The following is a 20,502-nucleotide window of genomic DNA, read 5'->3' as shown; positions in this document are numbered from 1 at the left end:
TATTGAACTCCTTTTTAATCCACAATCTCAAATATACTTATATAAAATAAATACTACCTCTTTTCACAAAATCCGTAAATTAAAAAAAGGATGCTTTTATACAAAAGTATCCTTTTTCGTCCCTTATCTATTTAATATGAAATTTACTAAAAGTAAATCCTAGTTTCTCCACATAATCCATCCCTAATTCCATACGCGCCGTTTTCAACGGATCCACAACTTGGCAAACTTTTAAATTACCTGCTGCCGATAATAAAAGAGTTGCATCAGCTTTAGACACTGCTAATTCTTCATGTAAAAATGTTACCATATTATGTACAGCACGACTTGCTGCATCATCTAACAATTTCTCTGAAGCAATCGTCATCATTTTTCCTTTTTGAATAGCCATTGGTAACGGCCATTTCTTTTCTTTTATAATTTGAACTGTCACCGTTACCTCACCAGCAACCTCTACACCACTAACACCAATTTCACCATCACCCATCGCTGCGTGTAAATCACCTAACGCTAATAGTGCTCCTGGGACATTAACTGGTAGTAGTAATGTTGTTCCTTCTTTAATCTCTTTACAGTCCATATTCCCGCCGTGATCATGCGGTGTGCCACATGAAATGCTCTCTTCTTTCGGTGCAGTACCAATTACCCCAATCATTGGATTAATCGGGATTTGTAGTTCACTTGAAAACAAAACATGTTCATTATGTATTGGGACAATTTTCACTGTATTTTCATTTAACTCATCACCTATTACACCAAGGTTTGCACCTGTAGTCAAAACGCCCTGCTCTGCAATTTTAATCTTTTCAATTGTTACGGCTAATATATCGCCAGGTTCTGCTCCTTTAACATATACAGGTCCAGTGGCTGGATTAATTCGGTTCCAATCTAATTCTTGAAACACAACATCTTCAGAATCGATTTGATTTTCAAAGCAATCATATGTTTCAAATACAAGACTGCTCCCAATTTCCACTTCCATACAAGGCTTATTTTCTGGTGACATTGAGTAAATAATATGGTCTTTATGAATTCGATACATAATACCTCTCCCTTTTATATTTATCTACTATTACTAATTAGCTCTTTTTATACAAGCTCCTCTTAAAATTAAATGTTATTTTTATGTAAAAAAGCACGCAGATTGTTTTATAACATACACTCTTTACTATAACAGAAAGGTGGTATCACTATGCCCCTTATTCCATACAACGAAAGTGATGTTGATTTACTAGCTCGATTAATTCGTGCTGAAGCTGAAGGCGAAGGTCGCCAAGGTGAGGAGTTAGTTGGATGCGTTGTAGTAAACCGTGTATTTTGTGATTGCTTAGATTTTAAACAACTCCGTACCGTACGAGACGCTGTATATCAAAGCCCCGGCGGATTTGAAGCAGTACAATATGGATATTTTTATCAACGCGCTCGTGAATCAGAAAAAGAAATCGCACGAAAAGTTTTACAAGGTCAATGGCGCTGGCCTGCACGATGGGCTCTTTGGTATTTCCGTCCAGTCGGAGCTTGTCCACCTGAATGGTATAATCAGCCATTTGTAGGACAGTTTAAAAGCCATTGTTTTTATGAGCCAAGTGGTGATGAATGTCCGAAAATGTATTCACGATAGTAAAAAAGAAAACACCGAAAGTACCTGCTTTTATATATACTTTCGGTGTTTTCTTTTTATTCAAGTAATCTAATAGTAAGATAAAATATTTAACTCCTATAACATTTTATTAATCGAATATTCAACATGTACTGAAGTTTCTTAGACTAATAGAAACCAAATGGTATATAAGAGATTATCACTAAATAACAACTTTTAGTTTTAATGTATATATTTGTTTATAAAAAAATGATAAACTAATTTACGCATTGGAAAAATTTTATAATGATAAAAAGGGGATCACTATGAAATTACTACGTTTATTTCTCATTCTAACTCTTGTTGTATTATTAAGCGCATGTGGTAATACAGCAGTAAAAGTCACCAAGGTTCAAAAAAACGGCGAAACAACTTTAAACATTGGCTCCCTGAAAGGGTATTACGATGTACAAACGATCAAAACTGAACAAGGAAATGTACAATTTCCTTTTGATGCAACCGTTGAAGAGGGTACAATTTTATTACAAATCACTAAAGACGATAAGGTCATTTACGAAGAAGAAGTCACTTCTCAAAAAGAAGGTTTACTTTCTTTTGAAGCACCAAAATCTGGATCTTATAATTTAATTGTACGCGTAAAGAACGAAAAAGAAAAAGCAAAAGGTATACAAATACATACAAAACTATAAAAAAAACGGCAAGCGAATTCTAGCTTGCCGTTTTTATTTCTAACTCAATTTTCATAATATATACTTATCGATTAAACGAATTGTTTTGTGTATACTTCATCTTTATTTACATTCTATATTTAGACATTATTCTTAAAAAATCTTCTAAAATAAAAATTAAGTTATGATTTCCGGAATTTTAGTTTAATTACCTAAAAAAATTCTTTATCGCTTCTAATTGAATTTTATGACTACACTCATCACAACAATATACCCCGTTTGGTTTCTCTTTAAATCGCTTATATTTTTCACTGCCTTCGTAAACACGAAATATATTCTTACAAGAAAAGCAAACAATCTCATAAAACATCATATGCATTTTCCTCTCCTTGTTTATACACTTTTTTAATCACTTGTGAGAAGGTCATTTTTCTACAGTATAAATTTTAATATCCTTTGACTGAAAGGTTTACCTCTATTCTTATCGAATTATATTAATATCTTATAACGCGAGGTGAACATCTTGTTCAGTAATATAGAATTAGTTTTAGATGCTAAAGCAAGTTTAGCTGAAGGACCATGTTGGGATGGAAAAAAGCAACTTTTAGGGTTGATATTATAGAGAGAAAATTATGCATATACAATCCTACCGCTAATACGAACCGAGTAATTGCTCTCAATCAACAAATTGGCTGTGTTGTTCCATATTTAGAGGATGTACTACTCTTAGCTATGGAAAAAGGCTTTTATTCTATTAATGTAAATACCGAGAAACTGACACATATTTTTGACCCTGAACCACATTTAATAGAAAATCGTTTCAATGATGGAAAATGTGATCCAGCTGGTCGTTTCTGGGCAGGTTCTACAGATACATACGGTATGAATGCTGCAGGTTCCTTGTATTGTTTACATCATAATTTAAGTGTAGAGAAAAAAGTTTCACATGTAAATACATCAAATGGAATTGCTTGGTCACCTGATCATACATACTTTTACTTTATAGATACACCTACTAAAAAAGTGGTTCGCTATCAATATAATATACGTACTGGAGAAATTCATAATCCAAGTGATGTAATCATTTTCTCTGAAAATGATGGTCTACCTGATGGTATGACAATTGACGAAGAAGGTTGTTTATGGATTGCACATTGGGGAGGTTCAAAAATAACTAGATGGAATCCATCTACTGGAGAACAAATATTAAATATTCCAATTCCAGCTTTATATGTAACATCATGTACATTTGGAGGACCTAATTTAACAGATTTATATGTTACAACAGCCAGAACAAGAATGACGGATGACGAATTAAAAGAGTATCCACATGCTGGTGGTATTTTTCGAATTCAAACAAATATAAAAGGTTGTCCTACATATGAATTTTGCAATAAAAATATTGGAGTTGAAACAATGTGAACCGTATCGATTACATAAGACAAGAAGAAAAGAAATATCACGACCTTTGCTATGAACAATATAAACTATTTGAAATTGGCTCTTGGCTGTACAAACCGGTTAAAACAGTTATGGACTTGATGGATCACTTTGAAGGACAAAACAATTTGCAAGTACTTGATCTTAGCTCTGGCGTTGGGAGAAATAGCATTCCAATTGCAAAAAAATAAAAAATACTAGCGGCACTGTTACATGTGTTGATTTACTTAATTCCGCTTTAACAAAACTACAAATTTATAGCAAAGAACATGATGTATTCGAGGTTATAAAAACAGAAGAAGCAGCAATTGAAAACTATCATATTGACTCTAACGCTTATGATTATATCGTTGCAGTATCAAGTTTAGAACATGTCAAATCAGAAGAAGATTTTAAAAACGTGCTTCATTCTATGAAAAAAGGGACAAAAAACGGCGGTATTAATTGTTTGATTATTAACTCTAACATACAAGAAATTGATTTAAAAACGAATGAAGAATTAGAAGCTTTAATTGAAATTAATCTCCCAACCGAAGAAATAATACGTCTATTAAAAAGCATTTATAAAGGATGGAAAGAAGTAAAAGTTGAAATAAAAGAATTAGCTTATAATATAGTTCGTAATGAAAGACACATTCAATTAAAAACAAATGCTATAACGTTTGTAGTTCAAAAATAATCGTATAATAAAGATATGATTATTTCTCTCAGATTTATTTTTATTGCACGAAATTTGCAACTATAAATATTTATGAAACAAAAAATAAAAGAGCACTTGTTTCCGCAAGTGCTCTTTTTGGGGATTTTGAGATATCCTATTAAAGAAAGTTAAGGTTACTTAAAGTTAATAGGTACTTCTATTATATGCTTGTCCTTTTTATTTGTGCATAATCAATATATAAACATCTTTAATCATTCTTAATAACTTTTAATTATAGTTCTCTCTTACATTTTATCGTAACAAAATTGATTGAAGGTTTATTTACCACGTTCTTATTTGGTTCATCAATTTCCGAAACTTGTACTAATCCATATTGATTAAAATCTCGTTTTATAGATTCAGAATCATAGAAGAACATTTTTACGCCTTCCATTATTTCATAATAGTCTTGCTCCAGCTGTTTTCCTTTTCCGTACATTGGGGCTTTTTGAGAAACAGTTGTAAAAACCATATATCCGCCTGATTTTAACTGATTATAACAATCTTCAATAAATTTCTCTCTTTCCTGTTCATTCAACAAATGAAGAAGTGCATGACTAAATATCCCATCATACAGTTCGTTATTAAAAGGCATCTCATTTACCGAACCGTGATAGATACTAATATCTTCTAGTCCATTTTGCTTTGCTAAATCAATGGCTGTTTTTGAAATTTCAATACCTGTTACATTTATACCATTATCGATAAAAACCTTTGCATTTCTTCCATATCCAATACCCGGAATTAATATGTCTTTAACGTTCTTTTCAAGAAAAAAATCTTTTGTCAAAATTGCAGATTCTGTAGATTCAAATCCCCACATCGTTTGTTTTTCGATAAAACTTGATTCCCAAAATTCCATTATGTATCTATCTCCTTATTTTCAATCCATTTTTAGTATCACATTAAAAACTTATAAATTTTAACGCTGCGTCTACCTATGCCAAATTAATTTTTTACCACATTCACTATAAGTCCATTGAATATAGCACAATTATAAGCCTATATCTATTATAATGATTGGTTTAAAATCCACCCTATTTTATTAATCCTTACGCTTGTAGAAAAATAAAAAAGCCAATACTTCCGTTATAGTATTGGCTTTTTCTCACGAGAAATTATCTTTTTATATTGTACCGATCTAATACTTTTTCTAACATTTCTAAAGTTATTGGTTGTGCTTCTTTTATTAATTGATAACCAATACGACCATTCGGTTCCGCTGTAACTTGCTGTAAACTCTTTACATCATGGATTCCTTTTTCTCTTAATTGCATATATAGTTGTTGCTCCGACATTTTTGCCTGCATCAAATTCTCTTTTACAATCTCTCCGTTTTCAACAATTATAATGCTACTTCCATTTAGAAATTGTTCCACCTTCCTTGATTTCAATTCAAAGAAATGAATGATAAGTAGTATGCTTGCAAATATGATAGCCGCAAATATAGATGGGACTACTTTTCTACTTAATACAGGTTCCACAATAATACGGCCGATTGATACAACTATAATGATTTCAGCTCTTGTCATTTGGCTGACAGATGCACTACCTGTCATTTTTAAAACAATTATTCCAGTAAAAGTTAATATAATACTTTCCAAAATTATATTCATAATAACCCAATCCTTTAATGGTGTATTTTACTATCATTCCCATTAAAGTTGTGTTTTACTTACCTATTAAGTTGTTAAACCCTTCAGACCATGATGGAAATAAAGGTATCCAACCATACTCTTTACGCGCCTTATTATTGGAAGCTCCTCTTTCCCAACTATCTTTCCCATCTTGAACTTTAGGCTTAGGTGCCCCTATCGCTGCTGCATATATTGGTAACCATTCTTTACTAGTTGCTGGATAATTATCTACAATATTTACGATTCCTGAAGGCCAATTAAGGGCTAGCATAGTAGCTCTTGCAGCATCTTCGACATGTATAAACGAGATTATCCCATCTGATGCAATAATCTCATTATTACGAACTTGATTTGCTATTAATCCGTTTTCCGCATACCATGTTCCTGGTCCGTATAATGTGCCATAACGAAGTATTACCGATTCAGGTAACTCAGTAACAGCTTCTTCTAATTTCAATATGCCATTAACAGTGACTTGTCGAGGCATGGAAGCAGTAATATGTAGTGAATCTTTTTCAGTCGCAAATGTATCCCCTGGTTCATACGCCCATGAAATACTTTGAGCGATTATTTTCTGTACCCCTACATTTTTAGCTGCATCGACAAGGTTACGAGTGCCTTTTGTTCTAATTTTTGCATTATCCTCAAAATCCCATGAAGATAATGACGTTAATTGATGAATAACTACATCGGGATTTGTTTCTTCTAATACAGAAAATACAGCCTTTCTATTAAATACATCAGCTATTACTGGTATGGCACCAACCTTTTTCATTGCTCCTACTTGCGAAGTATTACGGATCATCGCAAAAACTGTATGCCCATTTTTTATTAACATTGGCAATAAAGAACGTCCTATTACACCCGTTGCACCTGCTACAAATATTTTCATATATGTTCCTCCTCATTTAGTAATCATAAATGTGACGAAACATTTGTAAGGTATGTGACAAATATTTGCTCATTTTTTTCGTTATTCATATGAAACCTATACTTTTAATGTTTTAATTATCCCTAAACTCAATTCATCAAAGCATTGTATGAGTGAAGTATAATGTATTTCATGTTGAAAGATCTCTTCTATAAATGGTGTTTTTCCTATTTCTTCAAAAAACCAATCTGCATGCTTTTGATAATCGTATCCATCACTTGATCCAATGATTTGCAATTCTTTCTGATAAAAGTTAGCAGTTAATGTTAGTTCTTCTATATTACCATCAGATAATATACATATTTTACCATTAATTTTAAGAGCTTTTTGCAAAGTATGGAACCCACTATTTGTAGCAGAACATTCGAAACCATAATTATATGTTTCTATTATTTTCTCTTCTGAATCATATATGTTTTTCGGACCAAACTTCTTTGCAAAATCTCTTCTATTTTTATTAGGCTCAACAACATCCACGTGCTCAATGCCTACATAGTATTTTAAGAAATAACAAGCGAACAAACCAATAACTCCCATTCCAGTTATAAGTACTTTTTCATCATGTCGCGGGTTTAGTTTCAATACTCCTTTAGCAGCATCACATGAAAGAATGGATAATAAAGCAACTTTAGGTTGTATAGAACTAGGCACTCGAATTACTTTATGTACCTTAACTATCCCTATCGTTTCATGTCCATAAAAAGAAACTACTTTATCACCTACGTTTACATGTGTTACTTGATTACCAACTTGAATTACTTCACCATAACTTTCATATCCAGTTTTTCTTGGATAAAAAGGATGCGGATCTGTAACATCGGATCCATTATACTGTGGTAACTCGGCCCCAATGCTTATCGATCCTGCGATTGTTTTAACGATAATTTCATCGTCCTGTATGTCCTTAATTTCATTTGTTTCCCACTCAAGTTGTTTAGGCCCTTTTACAATTAACTTATATTGTTCCATTTATATCCTCTCTTTTTATAAAGATGTTATAAGTAATATTGTTATCCATCTAGATTTCGACTAAATTTATTTACCTAATAGATGATAAATTACCCTTGCCCACGTTTATACCTTTAATGCTCCTGTACCTTTCTGTTCAGCGTCTAATACTTTAAGATTACTATTCTGATAACATTTTAAGAAAAGTTGTTGCCGCCCAAATGAAATACGCAAGTTGCGTCACGATATACATCGTAATTTCAAAACCTGTAAGCTTTCTTTCCCTTTTTATTTTCTTTAAATATTTATAAAAACAAAATGAACATAAGATCAGTAAAACAATAGACATTTGATATAGATTATCCACTAAAAGAACTGCCATTTATTTCATCACCTTTCCAATAGAAAGCGGGCTATAGTTCAAGCATGCTACGAAAAAGGAATTAATTACCATGTGGTCCAGAGCAAATATTACCCAATTAAAACCAGTCACCTTTTTGAATTTATTCAATACAATGTTATGTAATCGACTACACACGATATAATAGGAGATTACTTTCTTTCACTGCAAATGCTTAGGAGGAAGTTGTACATGCAATTGATTCATAACATAAGAAAGGCATTTAATAACCTATGTAACTACGATACGTTCAATTTAATACACACTATTCAATCATTAAATATTTCACTTCATAAAATAGCTCCTTTTATTACTTCACCAGTTAATCTTGAATACGGAAGGAACGTTATCTATCAGTCTGAATTTGTAGAGATTTTAGTATTAAATTTCCCCAGCAAAGCAAAGACCTTTGTGCACGATCATGGAATACCTGTAGGATGTATACTAATAGTCAATGGTACGTTACAAAATATAACGTACGAAAATAATAGCGAGCGGATTGAAGAGTTTACAGAGGGAAATATTTTCACAGTAAAAAAAGATACTGTGCATAAAATGTATAATGCTACAGATTCAGCAGTAATAACTTTCCACGTATATTCCCCACCATTAAAAGATGTCCAAATATATGAATAGTCTTTAGAAGGAGGAAATATGCAAAATTTGAAAGATTACTATATAAAGAGCTTACAAGATGGTCGTAACGTTTGGCTCTATGGTCAAAAAGTAGATGTAACTACAGACAAACATTTTGCAGGAACATTAAGTACCATTTCTAATTTATTTACATTGTTTGATGATCCAATACGAAGAGATTCTGTTGGATATGTTAGTCCAAAAACGAAAGAATTTGTTCATACAGCCTTTTTAGTTCCGAATTCCTATAACGAATTATTAATGAGGAGAACCGCTTTTGAAACGTGGAGTTATGCTACAGACGGTGTAATGAGTAGACTATCTGATTACGCAAGATCGAGACTTACTGGCTGGTACGTATCAAAATATTTTTATAAAAAATTCGATGCACAGTTTCCAGATAAAATTACATCTTATTATGAAGAAGCGAGAGATAATCACTTATTCTTAAGCGTAGTTCAACGTGATCCACAAATAAATCGATCTACAGAATCAATGTTGAATACAAACGACTTAGGATTACTAAGAGTTACGAAAAAAACTTCTGATGGAATTTATTTAAGTGGTGCTAAAATGATTGGTACTGCTTCTCCTTATTCAAATGATTTATTAATCTATCCATTAGCAAAACTGACTGATACTCAAAAAGATTTAGCTCACTTTCTCATTGTGGCAGCCAATTCCCCTGGATTACATATGGTTTGTAGAGAACCATTTGCGAATACACATTCAATTACAGTTGATTCCCCTCTTAGCTCACAGTACGATGAAATGGATGCACTATTAATCTTTGATAATGTATTTGTACCATGGGAACGTGTCTTACTGTATAACAACCCTGAAGCTTTATGGGCAATAAAGTCAGATGTAGCTTCTAGTAGTTTAGCTTATCACCAAGCAATTGTACGATTAATAGTAAAGCTAGAATTTATAACTGCAATTGCTTGTGAAATTGCTGAAGCGATCGGTGCTACTACTTATTTGCATGTTCAAGAGAAGCTTGGGGAATTAATTATGCAAATCGACACAATTCGCGCACTTTTAATTGCTGCTGAAGTTGAAGGTACTACAAATGAAACGAAAACTTATTTGCCGAATTTTAAATATATCGAAACTGCAAGGAATCTTGGTTCCAAATATTATCCCCGTGCAATAGAAATTTTACAATTAATTGGAGCAGGTGGGTTCATTCAACTTCCTTCGAGCTCAAATGACTTCCAGAGTCCTATAGCTGATTTATTGAAAAAGTACTTTAAAGGAACGAATATAGATGCCGAACAACGCACAAAATTATTTAAGTTGGCCTGGGATATCATTGGAAGTCCATTAGGATCTAGACACGAATTGTATGAAAGATTTTATGCCGGAGATCCAATACGAAATACAGCTACGCAATATGTAAATTATGATAAAAATCATTTTAAAAAGATGCTAAGTAAATATTTACATTAATGAAAAAGAGCACTCTTTTCTAAGAGCGCTCTTAAAAAACATATAGTTATTCAGTTACATATATAGTTGCTCCGTCCACAACTGCTACTTTTCTCTGTAATGGTTTCATTTTATTCACCTTTAGTTTTCTTCTTATACATGATCCTTATCATATTTTCTCGTATAGGCTTCCCCATTCTGAGTAACTAATTTTAATGCAATTTCACCACAAACTCCATGTGGTATTTCAAATTCACCTTGTGCATTTGAAATACTACGCATCTTACTTTCAATTGAATCTTCATAAATTTTCACATTAGTTATAGGTTCGTTATTTTGATCTACAATAATACCTCTTGAATACTTTGCAACTGCTATGCATTGATTCTCTTTTTTATATTTAGCCACAACCATTACACCAACTACTATAGCGCTACATACAAACAAGAGAATGATTTTTCGCCTCAAAACCAAACAAACCTCCTAATTCAAATTATTCTTTTCTAAACTGAAAATTAAACTGTCTTAATTGCTTGATTTCCCCAATTACTTTACGAATACCTTCTTCAATCTTATCTTCTTTTACATTCGAAACATTTAACTTTAACAGTTTTTCTTTAGGGAAATTCCTCATATAATTCTTATCAATAGTATCGACACTTATTTGCATGTCACCTAATTTTTGTATAAGTGTTTCTGTAACTATGTTTTTCTGCATTTCTAAACAGGTGTGTATTCCAAATGTGTTTTGTCTATTATATGTAAATAATGATGGATCTTCATTTTGCACTTTTTCTAATGTTTCTGCTAGTTTTATTGATCTATTATAGTAGGAAGAATTAATTTTACTTTTATGACGTTCAAACATACCGCTCTTTATATAAATTTCTAAAGCCGCTTGAGAAATCATCGGACTATCAATATCTAGTATCTTTTTGTATGTATAGAACGCATTTGCAATGGATGGTGAAATGACCGCAACTCCAACCCGTAAACCTGGAAAAATAATCTTCGAATAACTTTTCAAATATATGACATGACTACAATTATCCAAGCTATATAATGGATCTGCTTTTGAATCAGTTTCTAAATCTGCTAAATAATCATCTTCCACTATAAATACATTGTATTTCTTAGCCAATAGTGTGATTTTTTCTTTCTCATCTTTAGAATAAGACGTTCCAAGCGGATGATGATATCTCGGTATCGTATAGAAGAATTTTATTTTTCCGGTTTGAAATATTTGCTCCAATTCATTCAAATCAATACCTTCATTCGTACGTTTAATACCGATTACAGGAACTTTATTTATTTCTAGATAATCAATATATAGATGATATGTTGGTTGTTCAATTAATACAGTTTCATTTCCATTCGGAAATGGTATAGAAGTTAATATAGCAAGTGCCTGCTGAACACCTGATGTTATAAAAATATTTTCTTCTTTTGTAAAGACTTGATAATTTGCTAGTTGTTTTTGAATAACTGGTATTAAAGATGGTAAGCCTTTTGGCGTTCCATATACAAACAAATCATTTTTATACGTATCAATAGCCTTATTAATACAATGTTGAAAATCTAAATACGGAAAAACATCTGGATCTGGTGCTGAGGAGGCAAAATCAATTATCTCGTTATTTTCTATAGTACTCTCTGATTTTTTAACAACGTAGTATCCACTTTGAGGGACAGAATATATAATGTGACGCTTTTCTAATTCATGAAGAGCACGTATAACTGTTGCCTTATTACATTCATATTGCGTAACGAGTGACCGTATAGACGGTAATTTCTTTCCTTCTCTTATTTCTCCATTTTGAATCATATTTTCTATGTCGTTTGAAATATGTAAATACTTATACATCTTACACCTCCTTCAGTAATTCTATATTTAATTATATCGATTTTTCATTCATATAGCATTCATTCCTCAATTAGTTAATTTTCCGATCATCTATATCGTAAATCCCAATAGCATATGAATCATTTTCAATCCATTTCTTTACTTCTTCTGTTTTAAGTACCCCTTCAACTTCTTTTTCTATTTTCTGTCCAAGTTCTCTCGCCCCTACTTCATCATCACTAATCTTAGTTTTTATATCAATGGTAACAGGTTGATTCTTTTTATAATTTATTTGCTGAATACTAAATCCTTCATATCCATTCTTTCTCAATACGTCATCAAATATCTGTCCGAAAACTAACTGCCATCTTTGTTCTGCATTTACAATCTCCTTGTTTCTTTGAGATATATTTACTTTATAGGACATAATGCCTTGAATTTGCAATCTTTTATTAATTTCTTTTTTTATTTCGTTAGCATTTTCGCTATCAGCAATCTCTAAATCTACTATTCTTGCTTTTTCATCCCATATAGCAGCACTAAAAAAAGATTCCTCCTTTACCGCTACTGTAGCAATATCCATCACTATAGAATCTTCACTTTTAGCATCTTCAATCTCATTCTCACAGGCACATAATAAAGCAAATGGAATTAAAAATACAAGTACCTTTGTTCCCTTTCTCATGTAGCACCCCTCCACACATTTTCATTTACGATAAACTTTTTACTTTGACATATAAATACCTTCTATAATTATTAAATTTAACATTATTTCACATTTTCCCCACTTAACAAGGGAATTACAATTAATAAATAGAATATCTCTATGAATAAATAAAAAGTGAGGGATATATAATGCAACGTGTAAATACGATTGATATTAGTAATGTACTACAATTGGAAAAAACTCTTTCGACTTTATTAAATAAGATGATTTCTTCAAAACTAGACCTTGAAAATTGGTTAAAAGAGCAGTCAAAAGTAATTTGGGAAATCGAAGAACAATTAAGATCACATTACATCGCCTTTCAATGTAATACGGATGATGAAGGAATAAAGGATACTTTTGAACATGATCAACAATTTGTAAAGCCACTTTTAAAGCGGTACCAAAATTTATTGGATAATAAATATTTAGAGTCACCTTTTCGAATGGAATTAGATTCTAACGTATATGGTTTGTTAGATGCAAAAATAAAAAATGCTCAAAAGTTATTTTGTGAGGAAAATATCGAATTAGAAATACAGGAAGACAAATTAGTCACAGAGTACTTTGAAATCACTGGAGGATTAAGTGGAATTTGGGACGGAGAAGAAAAAACGATAACAGAATTACAATCCTATTTACAAGATTCGAATCGTGACATCCGTAAAAAGGCAAAAACTATTATTTCTGAACAATTTTTATCTGTTGAAAAAGAACTCCAAAACATATTAAATCAATTAATTGAAATTCGCCATCAAAAAGCAAAAAATATTCAACTAGAGAATTATCGCGATTATATGTTCAAAAAATACGAGCGTTTTGATTATTCAGCGAAAGATTGCTATGAACTAGCCGAATCCATACGTAAATATGTTGTGCCTCTTAAAGATAAAATAATGCTAGAGAAAAAAGAAAAACTGCAAGTTGATACGCTTCGCCCGTGGGATGTATCAGCTGTAACTCCAGATCAAAAAGTACTTAAACCTATTGCAAATGAAAATGATTTAATTGAAAAGAGCACTCATATCTTTAATAAACTAGATGTTGAATTTTCAGCACTATTAAACCGAATGTATAAACACAATTGTCTTGATTTAACAAGCCGCAAAGGAAAAGCAGCTGGTGGCTTTTGTGAGTACTTACCAGCTTCACAATTATCTTATATTTTTATGAACTTAAATTATACACAAGATGATATTATCACTTTTATACATGAAATAGGTCATAGTATTCATAACGAACTCATAAAACCATTAAAATTACGACAGTATATAGAAATTCCAGCTGAAACAGCTGAACTAGCCAGTATGACAATGGAGTTATTCTCGCTTAATTATTGGGATACCTTCTATACAGACAAAAAAGATTTAAAACAAGCAAAAATTAACTTCTTTAAAGATGTTATTTCATATTTACCTATTATGCTTATTGTAGATCAATTTCAACACTGGCTGTATGAAAATCCAATTCATACTTCTGAAGAAAGAAATGAAAAATACTTACAACTTCAAAAACATTATCAATCTAGCGTCATACATATTGATGGCTACGAAAACTGGATAGCAACGAGTTGGTTACCTGTACTCCATATTTTTGAAGTACCATTTTATTATATTGAATACGCGATTGCCCAACTTGGGGCATTACAAATGTATAAACAATATAAAGAGGATCCTAAGCAAGCGCTAGAAAATTATAAAAAGGCATTATCACTAGGAAGCTCGCAATCTATAAAAGAAGTATATGATGCAGCCGGTATTCGTTTTGATTTCTCTGGTGAAACCATTAAAGAACTAATGCTATTTGTAGAAAAAGAATTAGAATTACTTGAGCAATTATAAGAAGAAAACTACACCTATATTTTAGGTGTAGTTTTCTTCTTCATTTTATTAATCAGTTCTATGTACTGAGTATCACCATATCCGATTGTTGGAAAAAGATAAAACAACTTTGTTAATAATTCTTGATTTGATAAACCTTTATTTTTAGAGATGAATTTCATTACGATATTATCTTCTTTTAGCATTTCTAAATATAAATCTATAGCTTGATACATTACAGGTGGTACTTTATGATAAGTCTTTTTATGGTTTACTAATACTTCATTGTATATAGTAGAATAATCCCCCAATTCAAGTTCAATTTGATTTACTTTAAATTCATCCTCCCTGAAACTATTTAAGTATACTTTCCCTTCATAGCACGACTGCTCAAGGTATGAAAGTAAAGTAAGTAGATTCATTTGGCAAAACATATCTTCACCGAACCATAAAACAATACATTTATACTTTTTCGCAAATAGATTTTCTAACGGATCTATAACCTTTTTTATATAACTTTCTACTGAACTGTTATGTCCTTTCGCTCTTGTTTTAATAAACTCTTCATTAAAAACTTGAGTAGTAGCCGAGTTCACACACATTGCCTCATTAAATGGGGCATAATCAGAATCACCCATTAGCTTTTCGTTTTTAAATTCTTCATACATAACTTGACCATTTAATATGTTAAGTACCTCTTTATCAAATAGCTCACATTTCCTATTTCGTAACTGCTCAACCTCTATTTTTCTAGAAATATTCATATTAAACGCCCCTTCTTTATTTAAATTTAGTTTAACAAATGATTGAATAGGCATTTTGTTAAGTTGATATTCTCTTGGATTAATTCCAAAAACATTTTTACATATTCGATTTAGCCGTTCCTATTTATAGTGCGATAGAATATTCATTTGCTGGAAATGGGAATATCGTTGACTATGAGTATTCTATTACAAAAGCACTATTTGAAGGCTACCAAGAGGAAAATGAACTACCAAAAGAGATGATAGACAAGTTTCCATTATTTATTAAATTAAAGGAGATTTTTGAATATAGCTTTTTCATTATTTCCCCTGCGTTTATAACGCTTCTTTAATGATGTTTATAATGTTTTGTTTCGTTTGACTTAAATAATTGTTATTTTTAGTAGAAATTAATATACCAATCAGGATTTTAGAATTAAAGTTCTTAATCTTAAAAGATAGTATTTCTTCATTCAAAATTGTACCTTTCGGGATAATTCCTATCGCATTTTCAAAAAGCATTTCTGGAATGAGGTTTAAAGCACTACAATTGTAAATTCTTTTAAAAGATAAATTGTTTTCCGCCAAGAAAGAACTTACAGATTGATAGGAATAACAATTACTTTCTCCTACAATAACTGGATAATCTATAATATCAAATGCTTCAACGAATTCTTTTTGTAACAAAGGATGCTTGGGATTATTCACTACAAATTCAATCTGTTCATCACATATTGGGATAAATTTTACCTTTGATTTATTTTCATTATTTCCGCACACCGCAAAATCAATCTTATTATGTTCTATCATTTCTGATAAAAGTGCTGTATTTCCCACTACAAAATCACAATGTATATATGGTTTTTCAGCATTTAAAAACTTTAATATTATCGGTATTAACCTTTTAGCAACGGATTCTAATAGGCCTATTCTCAAACTTCCTTTCTCTTCATTACTAATACGTTGTGCTTGAGTTATAGAATATTCCCAATGTGTTAATAAGTTTTCTACTTCCTCTGCAAAAAGTTTTCCTTCTTCTGTTAATCTTGCATCCCATCCTCTTTCAAATAACAGAAAACCAATTTCATTTTCCAGCTTTTTCATATGTGTTGTTACTGTTGATTGTGCATAGTTTAATTTTTTAGCAGCTTGTGAAAACGTACCTTCTTCAATAATTTTTTTAAATGTAAGTAACTCTTTTATTTCCATTTCATACACCAACTTCATCGATTTTATTGATAATCAGTTAATATATTTTCAATTATACAAATGGAAATATTAGAAGTAAAATGAAATAAAAAGGAAAGGAGTCATCTACTATGCCATTTGTCACTGTTTATCATCCTGAAAAATTATCCGATAATAAGTTATTAAAAAATGTAAGCAATCAAATTCACCATTCGTTAATTGAACATTTCAATATTCCTGAAAATGATTATTTTCAAATGTTTTTACCTTATCCTTCTCATCAATTTTTTTATAATTCATCTTATCTTTTAAAAGGTTCGTTAAAACGATCCAATAATATGATTTATATTTCTATTACATGTGGACCTGGAAGAACAATTAATCAAAAAAAAGATTTATATAAAGCTATAGCCACTAGTACGGCTAATATTTTACAAATCTCTACTGCTGATGTTTTCATTACACTACACGAGACACCTATGGAGAATTGGTCATTTGGTCAAGGAATAGCTCAAATGTTAAATCAACATAATAACTAGATTTTAATTTTCCTTAAAACAAAATAAACTTACCGCTTTCTATAACTATATAGAAAGCGGTAAGTTTATTTTACTAGGAATATCGGAATGAAACTCTGATGTATGCACAATTGAAAATGTATATCCTTGCTCAATAAATGATACTTCATTACGTTTACATTCAAATGATACACTATTTTTCTTAAAGTTATTTTGGATTCGCTGTAAAAATGCGACGTCTGGTGTTCCGAAAGAAACGTGTACTTTCGGTGATAGAGCTTTCATCGCGATTGGAATCCAAGGTCGCTGCCACCAAGTCGCGACGATATATGCAGTGCCACCTATAACAAAGTTAAAAATATCCCCATCTTCCATCGTTTTCATATTTAGATTTGATTTTAACCATTCCGTAAAAACAGGTACACTTTTAACAGGAAGACCAATTTCCCTTACGTATAAAATGTTTAAAGGTGAGTGTGGTACTAATACATCCTCTTTAACATAACTATGTGCGATAATTTCGAGTAGATTTCCATCTCCGTCTTTAAAGTATAAATTGAATAGACCATTCTCTTCACCAATTACATTTCCATTTTGCCATTTTACAATGAGTAATCCAGAGTCCTTTAACCATTTTGCTGTTTCATGGAATTTTGAATATGGGATTTCAAAAGCAAAATGTGCAGGTGCGATTGGTTCATACACTTCTTGAAAACTAATTGTTGTATAAGGTGTTACTTCAAATTGAATGAAGGATGCTGTTTCTTTTTTTATTGGAAAAGATAATATGTCCCTATAAACTTGTTTTACCCCTTCTATGGAAACCGTTTGTAATTTTATATCTAATATATGTGTAATCACGTTACATTCCCCCTTGTTTCTTATTATCTATTCGTATTGTATTACACTTATAAATAGATAAAATCAAACGGAAGGATGGATTTTTCATGTAGAAACTACAACTTTAGTATGAATATGTTAGCTCCAATTATTTTTTATTTCTGCTATAACAATTTCTGGTTTATCCCAGTGCAACATGTGTGTAGTATCAGGAATTACTTTTACTATACTGTCCGTTTTCTCTTTAAAAACATTTACTGTCTTATCTCTATAATCCGCCCAAACTTGTGGGACTGTAGCTCGAAGTAATACAATATTAGCCGGTAGCTTCTCATATATATCTATAGTTTCATCTTTATGCATACCTCTTATTATATTACTAGCTGTATTTCCCCTGGCATGCCACCATACTTTATTATCCATTTCGATCCCTAGATCCTTTACAGCAACTTCTAACAATGAAGACCACCTAGTATAAGCTGCTTTTTCACTTTTGAAAAATTCGTCCCAATTATTAAAAACGTATTCATCAAAGTCTTTTTCATAATAAGCCATTTCATCTTCCAACGTTTCTTCTTTAAGCCTTTTTGTTTGATATCCACCATCAATAAGAATACTTCCTTGTACTTTTTCTGGATGATTTAACAAATAAAATAACGCTACAAAACTTCCCCATGAATGTGATAGAAAATAGAAGTATTCGATTCTCAATTCATTTATTATTTCATTTAACCAATTTGCTAAATTGTGCATCTCATAATCTTCTGTTCTTTCAAATGGGGGTGTTTTACCATGTCCAGGTGCATCAACGGAGATAAATCTATACTCTTCTTTTAATTCCTCAGCAATTTCTATAAAACTTAAACTCGTACTACCTAATCCATGTAAACAAAAGATAACGGGCTTGTCATTATTCCCCCATTCAGTAATATGTACATTTATTTTTTCATTGCTAATATAGTAACGTTTCAAAACATTTATCCTCCATATTTTGATTTTTTAATTTACACTTTATTTATTTCTATTATTTTCAAGTATTTCCTGTATTCTTTTCCACACAAAAAGCTGCTTTTCTTTAAATGAAAAGCAGCTTTTACACTAAAATATATTATAATTTAACAGCAATAATCATAAATCTTTTTGAATTCGTACGAATCCCTTTTTCAAAACTATACGTATCAATGAACTTTTGTAAAATAGTAAAATCCTCTTCCTGTTCTCCGAATCTAGGAATAATAGGGGTATGTTTTAATAAGAAAATGAGATCTTCAGGCGTACTGTAATAATCAGTAACATCATATTCGCGTACTTGCACGAGATCAAATCCTGCACTAATAAGTTCATTCATATACTTTTCTTTTAAAGTACCATCCCGTTCACCTAAGCATTGCCCTCTACCAAATGCTTCTTTCAGGTTTAATTTATCATTCTCACTTACTTGTTGTGTTAAGAAAAAGGCACCCTTTTTCATTACTTTCGCTAACTCAGATGCCAGAAACGGGGCATGACAACTTGAAGCAATATCAAAATGTGCATGTGGAAATGTTAAAGCTTCAGAACCCATTTGAAGAAACTCAACATTTTGTACACCTGATTTTTTCAAGTTAGAATGTGCCGTTGCAATCATGCCGTTAGAATTATCAATTCCAATCAACAATTTAGCTGATGATGCTATGTTAAGTACATTTTCTCCTCCCCCTGTACCAACATCAAGTAAAATATGTGATGGTTTACACCTTTCTTTTACCTCACTATAAAAGTCCCATGTATCTCCTACAGTTTCACATTTTATTTTACTAAAATCCCATCCATTTAATCTTCCTACTTTATCATAGAAGCTTTTATACTCTAATTCGTTCATCTTATTACTTCCCCTTTGTAAAAATAAATTAAATATGTATAATAACCTACGACACTCCTTAATTATATATTATAAAATGCAAATTATTAAAACAACATTTCACTTCGTACTACATTAAGTTTACATAACAATTTTATAGTTTATCTTTAACTATATGTTCTAAATGTCCTCTTCCCCAACTACACATACTATTCAAAACAGTACTGACTGTTTTTCCATGCTCAGTTAAGCTATATTCTACTTTAGGTGGTATTTCTTGATAAATTTCGCGTTTTATTAGTTGATCTTGCTCTAATTCACGTAATTGCTTTGCTAACGTCCCTTGAGATATATCTGGTATTAATCTCTTTAATTCACCAAAACGTTTCGTTCCATCTGTTAGCAAAATAAACAAAATGAGTGGCTTCCATTTCCCACCGATTATTTGTAATGTTGCTATTACCCCTTTTAACTTCGGTTCTTGTAAATCCATTTTTCTCACCTCTCCTCAGATATCATAAAGTGAAACTTTAATCAGTGGGGGTTTTGTTCATCCCACACTGATTATTAGTTGAACCAATCGGGCTTTTACGGGCAGTTGATCTCTTACCTA

Annotated in this window: 22 protein-coding genes and 3 pseudogenes; 9 read left to right on the top strand and 16 right to left on the bottom strand. The window is 31.4% G+C overall.

Translation table 11 applies throughout. The features are described 5' to 3' along the window. Positions 1–127: 127 nt before the first annotated feature. Positions 128–1,042, bottom strand: coding sequence for an acetamidase/formamidase family protein (locus tag NST90_RS12565; RefSeq protein ID WP_000285661.1), 915 nt, complete (start codon positions 1,040–1,042; stop codon positions 128–130). A gap of 150 nt (positions 1,043–1,192) precedes the next feature. Here NST90_RS12565 and NST90_RS12560 point away from each other — a divergent pair, with 150 nt between their 5' ends. After that, on the top strand, positions 1,193–1,621 hold the full coding sequence (locus tag NST90_RS12560; protein WP_001128402.1) for a cell wall hydrolase: 429 nt from the start codon (positions 1,193–1,195) through the stop codon (positions 1,619–1,621). A gap of 284 nt (positions 1,622–1,905) precedes the next feature. After that, complete coding sequence (locus NST90_RS12555) at positions 1,906–2,289, top strand: hypothetical protein (RefSeq protein ID WP_000771814.1); 384 nt, start codon at positions 1,906–1,908, stop codon at positions 2,287–2,289. Positions 2,290–2,476: 187 nt separating this feature from the next. On the opposite strand, the gene NST90_RS12550 is transcribed toward NST90_RS12555, so the two are convergent. After that, positions 2,477–2,647: a DUF2197 domain-containing protein gene (locus NST90_RS12550; protein ID WP_000551048.1), complete on the bottom strand. Its 171-nt coding sequence runs from the start codon at positions 2,645–2,647 to the stop codon at positions 2,477–2,479. Between the two features lie 144 nt (positions 2,648–2,791). Between NST90_RS12550 and NST90_RS12545 the strand changes: the two are divergent. Next, positions 2,792–3,690 (top strand): annotated as a pseudogene (locus NST90_RS12545) (SMP-30/gluconolactonase/LRE family protein). After that, positions 3,687–4,387: pseudogene (locus NST90_RS12540) on the top strand (class I SAM-dependent methyltransferase). Before NST90_RS12545 ends, NST90_RS12540 begins: the two co-directional pseudogenes overlap by 4 nt. 253 nt (positions 4,388–4,640) lie before the next feature. Here the strand turns inward: NST90_RS12540 and NST90_RS12535 are convergent. The 5 genes from NST90_RS12535 to NST90_RS12515 form a co-directional block, all read right to left on the bottom strand. Beyond that, positions 4,641–5,270, bottom strand: coding sequence for a class I SAM-dependent methyltransferase (locus NST90_RS12535; RefSeq protein WP_283748166.1), 630 nt, complete (start codon positions 5,268–5,270; stop codon positions 4,641–4,643). A gap of 256 nt (positions 5,271–5,526) precedes the next feature. Beyond that, positions 5,527–6,024, bottom strand: coding sequence for a YetF domain-containing protein (locus tag NST90_RS12530; protein WP_001021411.1), 498 nt, complete (start codon positions 6,022–6,024; stop codon positions 5,527–5,529). 55 nt (positions 6,025–6,079) lie between these two features. Then, complete coding sequence (locus NST90_RS12525; RefSeq protein ID WP_000689438.1) at positions 6,080–6,937, bottom strand: NAD(P)-dependent oxidoreductase; 858 nt, start codon at positions 6,935–6,937, stop codon at positions 6,080–6,082. A 96-nt stretch (positions 6,938–7,033) separates the two neighbouring features. Further along, positions 7,034–7,945 (bottom strand): zinc-binding alcohol dehydrogenase, encoded by a 912-nt coding sequence (locus NST90_RS12520; protein ID WP_000438851.1) that lies wholly within the window; start codon positions 7,943–7,945, stop codon positions 7,034–7,036. A gap of 160 nt (positions 7,946–8,105) precedes the next feature. After that, positions 8,106–8,306, bottom strand: a complete 201-nt coding sequence (locus tag NST90_RS12515) for a hypothetical protein (protein WP_000279688.1) — start codon at positions 8,304–8,306, stop codon at positions 8,106–8,108. A 210-nt stretch (positions 8,307–8,516) separates the two neighbouring features. On the opposite strand from NST90_RS12515, the gene NST90_RS12510 reads away from it, so the two are divergent. Together NST90_RS12510 and NST90_RS12505 are read left to right on the top strand one after the other, a co-directional pair. Then, complete coding sequence (locus NST90_RS12510) at positions 8,517–8,960, top strand: cysteine dioxygenase family protein (protein ID WP_046392710.1); 444 nt, start codon at positions 8,517–8,519, stop codon at positions 8,958–8,960. Between the two features lie 18 nt (positions 8,961–8,978). Continuing rightward, complete coding sequence (locus NST90_RS12505) at positions 8,979–10,412, top strand: 4-hydroxyphenylacetate 3-hydroxylase N-terminal domain-containing protein (RefSeq protein WP_001180383.1); 1,434 nt, start codon at positions 8,979–8,981, stop codon at positions 10,410–10,412. A gap of 132 nt (positions 10,413–10,544) precedes the next feature. On the opposite strand, the gene NST90_RS12500 is transcribed toward NST90_RS12505, so the two are convergent. The 3 genes from NST90_RS12500 to NST90_RS12490 all read right to left on the bottom strand — a co-directional run bounded on the left by NST90_RS12500 (position 10,545) and on the right by NST90_RS12490 (position 12,919). After that, on the bottom strand, positions 10,545–10,859 hold the full coding sequence (locus tag NST90_RS12500; RefSeq protein WP_025709572.1) for a hypothetical protein: 315 nt from the start codon (positions 10,857–10,859) through the stop codon (positions 10,545–10,547). 25 nt (positions 10,860–10,884) lie between these two features. Further along, positions 10,885–12,255: a PLP-dependent aminotransferase family protein gene (locus NST90_RS12495; RefSeq protein ID WP_046392709.1), complete on the bottom strand. Its 1,371-nt coding sequence runs from the start codon at positions 12,253–12,255 to the stop codon at positions 10,885–10,887. A 70-nt stretch (positions 12,256–12,325) separates the two neighbouring features. Then, complete coding sequence (locus tag NST90_RS12490; protein ID WP_025709573.1) at positions 12,326–12,919, bottom strand: DUF4030 domain-containing protein; 594 nt, start codon at positions 12,917–12,919, stop codon at positions 12,326–12,328. A gap of 170 nt (positions 12,920–13,089) precedes the next feature. Between NST90_RS12490 and NST90_RS12485 the strand changes: the two genes are divergently transcribed. Beyond that, the gene (locus tag NST90_RS12485; protein WP_001190037.1) at positions 13,090–14,781 is read left to right on the top strand and encodes a M3 family oligoendopeptidase; all 1,692 of its coding nucleotides are present in this window, start codon (positions 13,090–13,092) and stop codon (positions 14,779–14,781) included. A gap of 14 nt (positions 14,782–14,795) precedes the next feature. On the opposite strand, the gene NST90_RS12480 is transcribed toward NST90_RS12485, so the two are convergent. Further along, complete coding sequence (locus NST90_RS12480) at positions 14,796–15,629, bottom strand: AraC family transcriptional regulator (protein ID WP_232288597.1); 834 nt, start codon at positions 15,627–15,629, stop codon at positions 14,796–14,798. Between NST90_RS12480 and NST90_RS12475 the strand changes: the two are divergent. Continuing rightward, positions 15,608–15,817, top strand: a pseudogene (locus NST90_RS12475) (aminoglycoside phosphotransferase); the annotation flags it as partial. The gene NST90_RS12480 and the pseudogene NST90_RS12475 overlap by 22 nt on opposite strands. A 22-nt stretch (positions 15,818–15,839) precedes the next feature. Here NST90_RS12475 and NST90_RS12470 read toward each other — a convergent pair. Next, the gene (locus NST90_RS12470; RefSeq protein WP_000403094.1) at positions 15,840–16,712 is read right to left on the bottom strand and encodes a LysR family transcriptional regulator; all 873 of its coding nucleotides are present in this window, start codon (positions 16,710–16,712) and stop codon (positions 15,840–15,842) included. Between the two features lie 110 nt (positions 16,713–16,822). Here NST90_RS12470 and NST90_RS12465 point away from each other — a divergent pair, with 110 nt between their 5' ends. Continuing rightward, entirely contained in the window at positions 16,823–17,230 is a 408-nt protein-coding gene (locus NST90_RS12465) for a tautomerase family protein (protein WP_001117407.1), read from the top strand. 45 nt (positions 17,231–17,275) lie between these two features. Here the strand turns inward: NST90_RS12465 and NST90_RS12460 are convergent, their stop codons facing one another. From NST90_RS12460 to NST90_RS12445, 4 genes are all read right to left on the bottom strand, one after another. Further along, the gene (locus tag NST90_RS12460; RefSeq protein WP_000627903.1) at positions 17,276–18,070 is read right to left on the bottom strand and encodes a hypothetical protein; all 795 of its coding nucleotides are present in this window, start codon (positions 18,068–18,070) and stop codon (positions 17,276–17,278) included. A 117-nt stretch (positions 18,071–18,187) separates the two neighbouring features. Continuing rightward, positions 18,188–19,021, bottom strand: coding sequence for an alpha/beta hydrolase (locus NST90_RS12455; RefSeq protein ID WP_000833444.1), 834 nt, complete (start codon positions 19,019–19,021; stop codon positions 18,188–18,190). A 136-nt stretch (positions 19,022–19,157) separates the two neighbouring features. Then, positions 19,158–19,910, bottom strand: coding sequence for a class I SAM-dependent methyltransferase (locus NST90_RS12450; RefSeq protein WP_001003872.1), 753 nt, complete (start codon positions 19,908–19,910; stop codon positions 19,158–19,160). Between the two features lie 133 nt (positions 19,911–20,043). Beyond that, a complete protein-coding gene (locus NST90_RS12445; protein ID WP_000365530.1) occupies positions 20,044–20,382 on the bottom strand; it encodes a winged helix-turn-helix transcriptional regulator in 339 nt (112 codons plus the stop codon). Between the last annotated feature and the right edge of the window lie 120 nt (positions 20,383–20,502).

This window comes from Bacillus sp. FSL E2-8900 (genome assembly GCF_037966225.1).
Taxonomy (GTDB): Bacteria; Bacillota; Bacilli; order Bacillales; family Bacillaceae_G; genus Bacillus_A; species Bacillus_A cereus.
The sequence above is the reverse complement of the archived record's forward strand: the minus strand, read 5'-3'. Positions and strand labels throughout refer to the sequence as shown.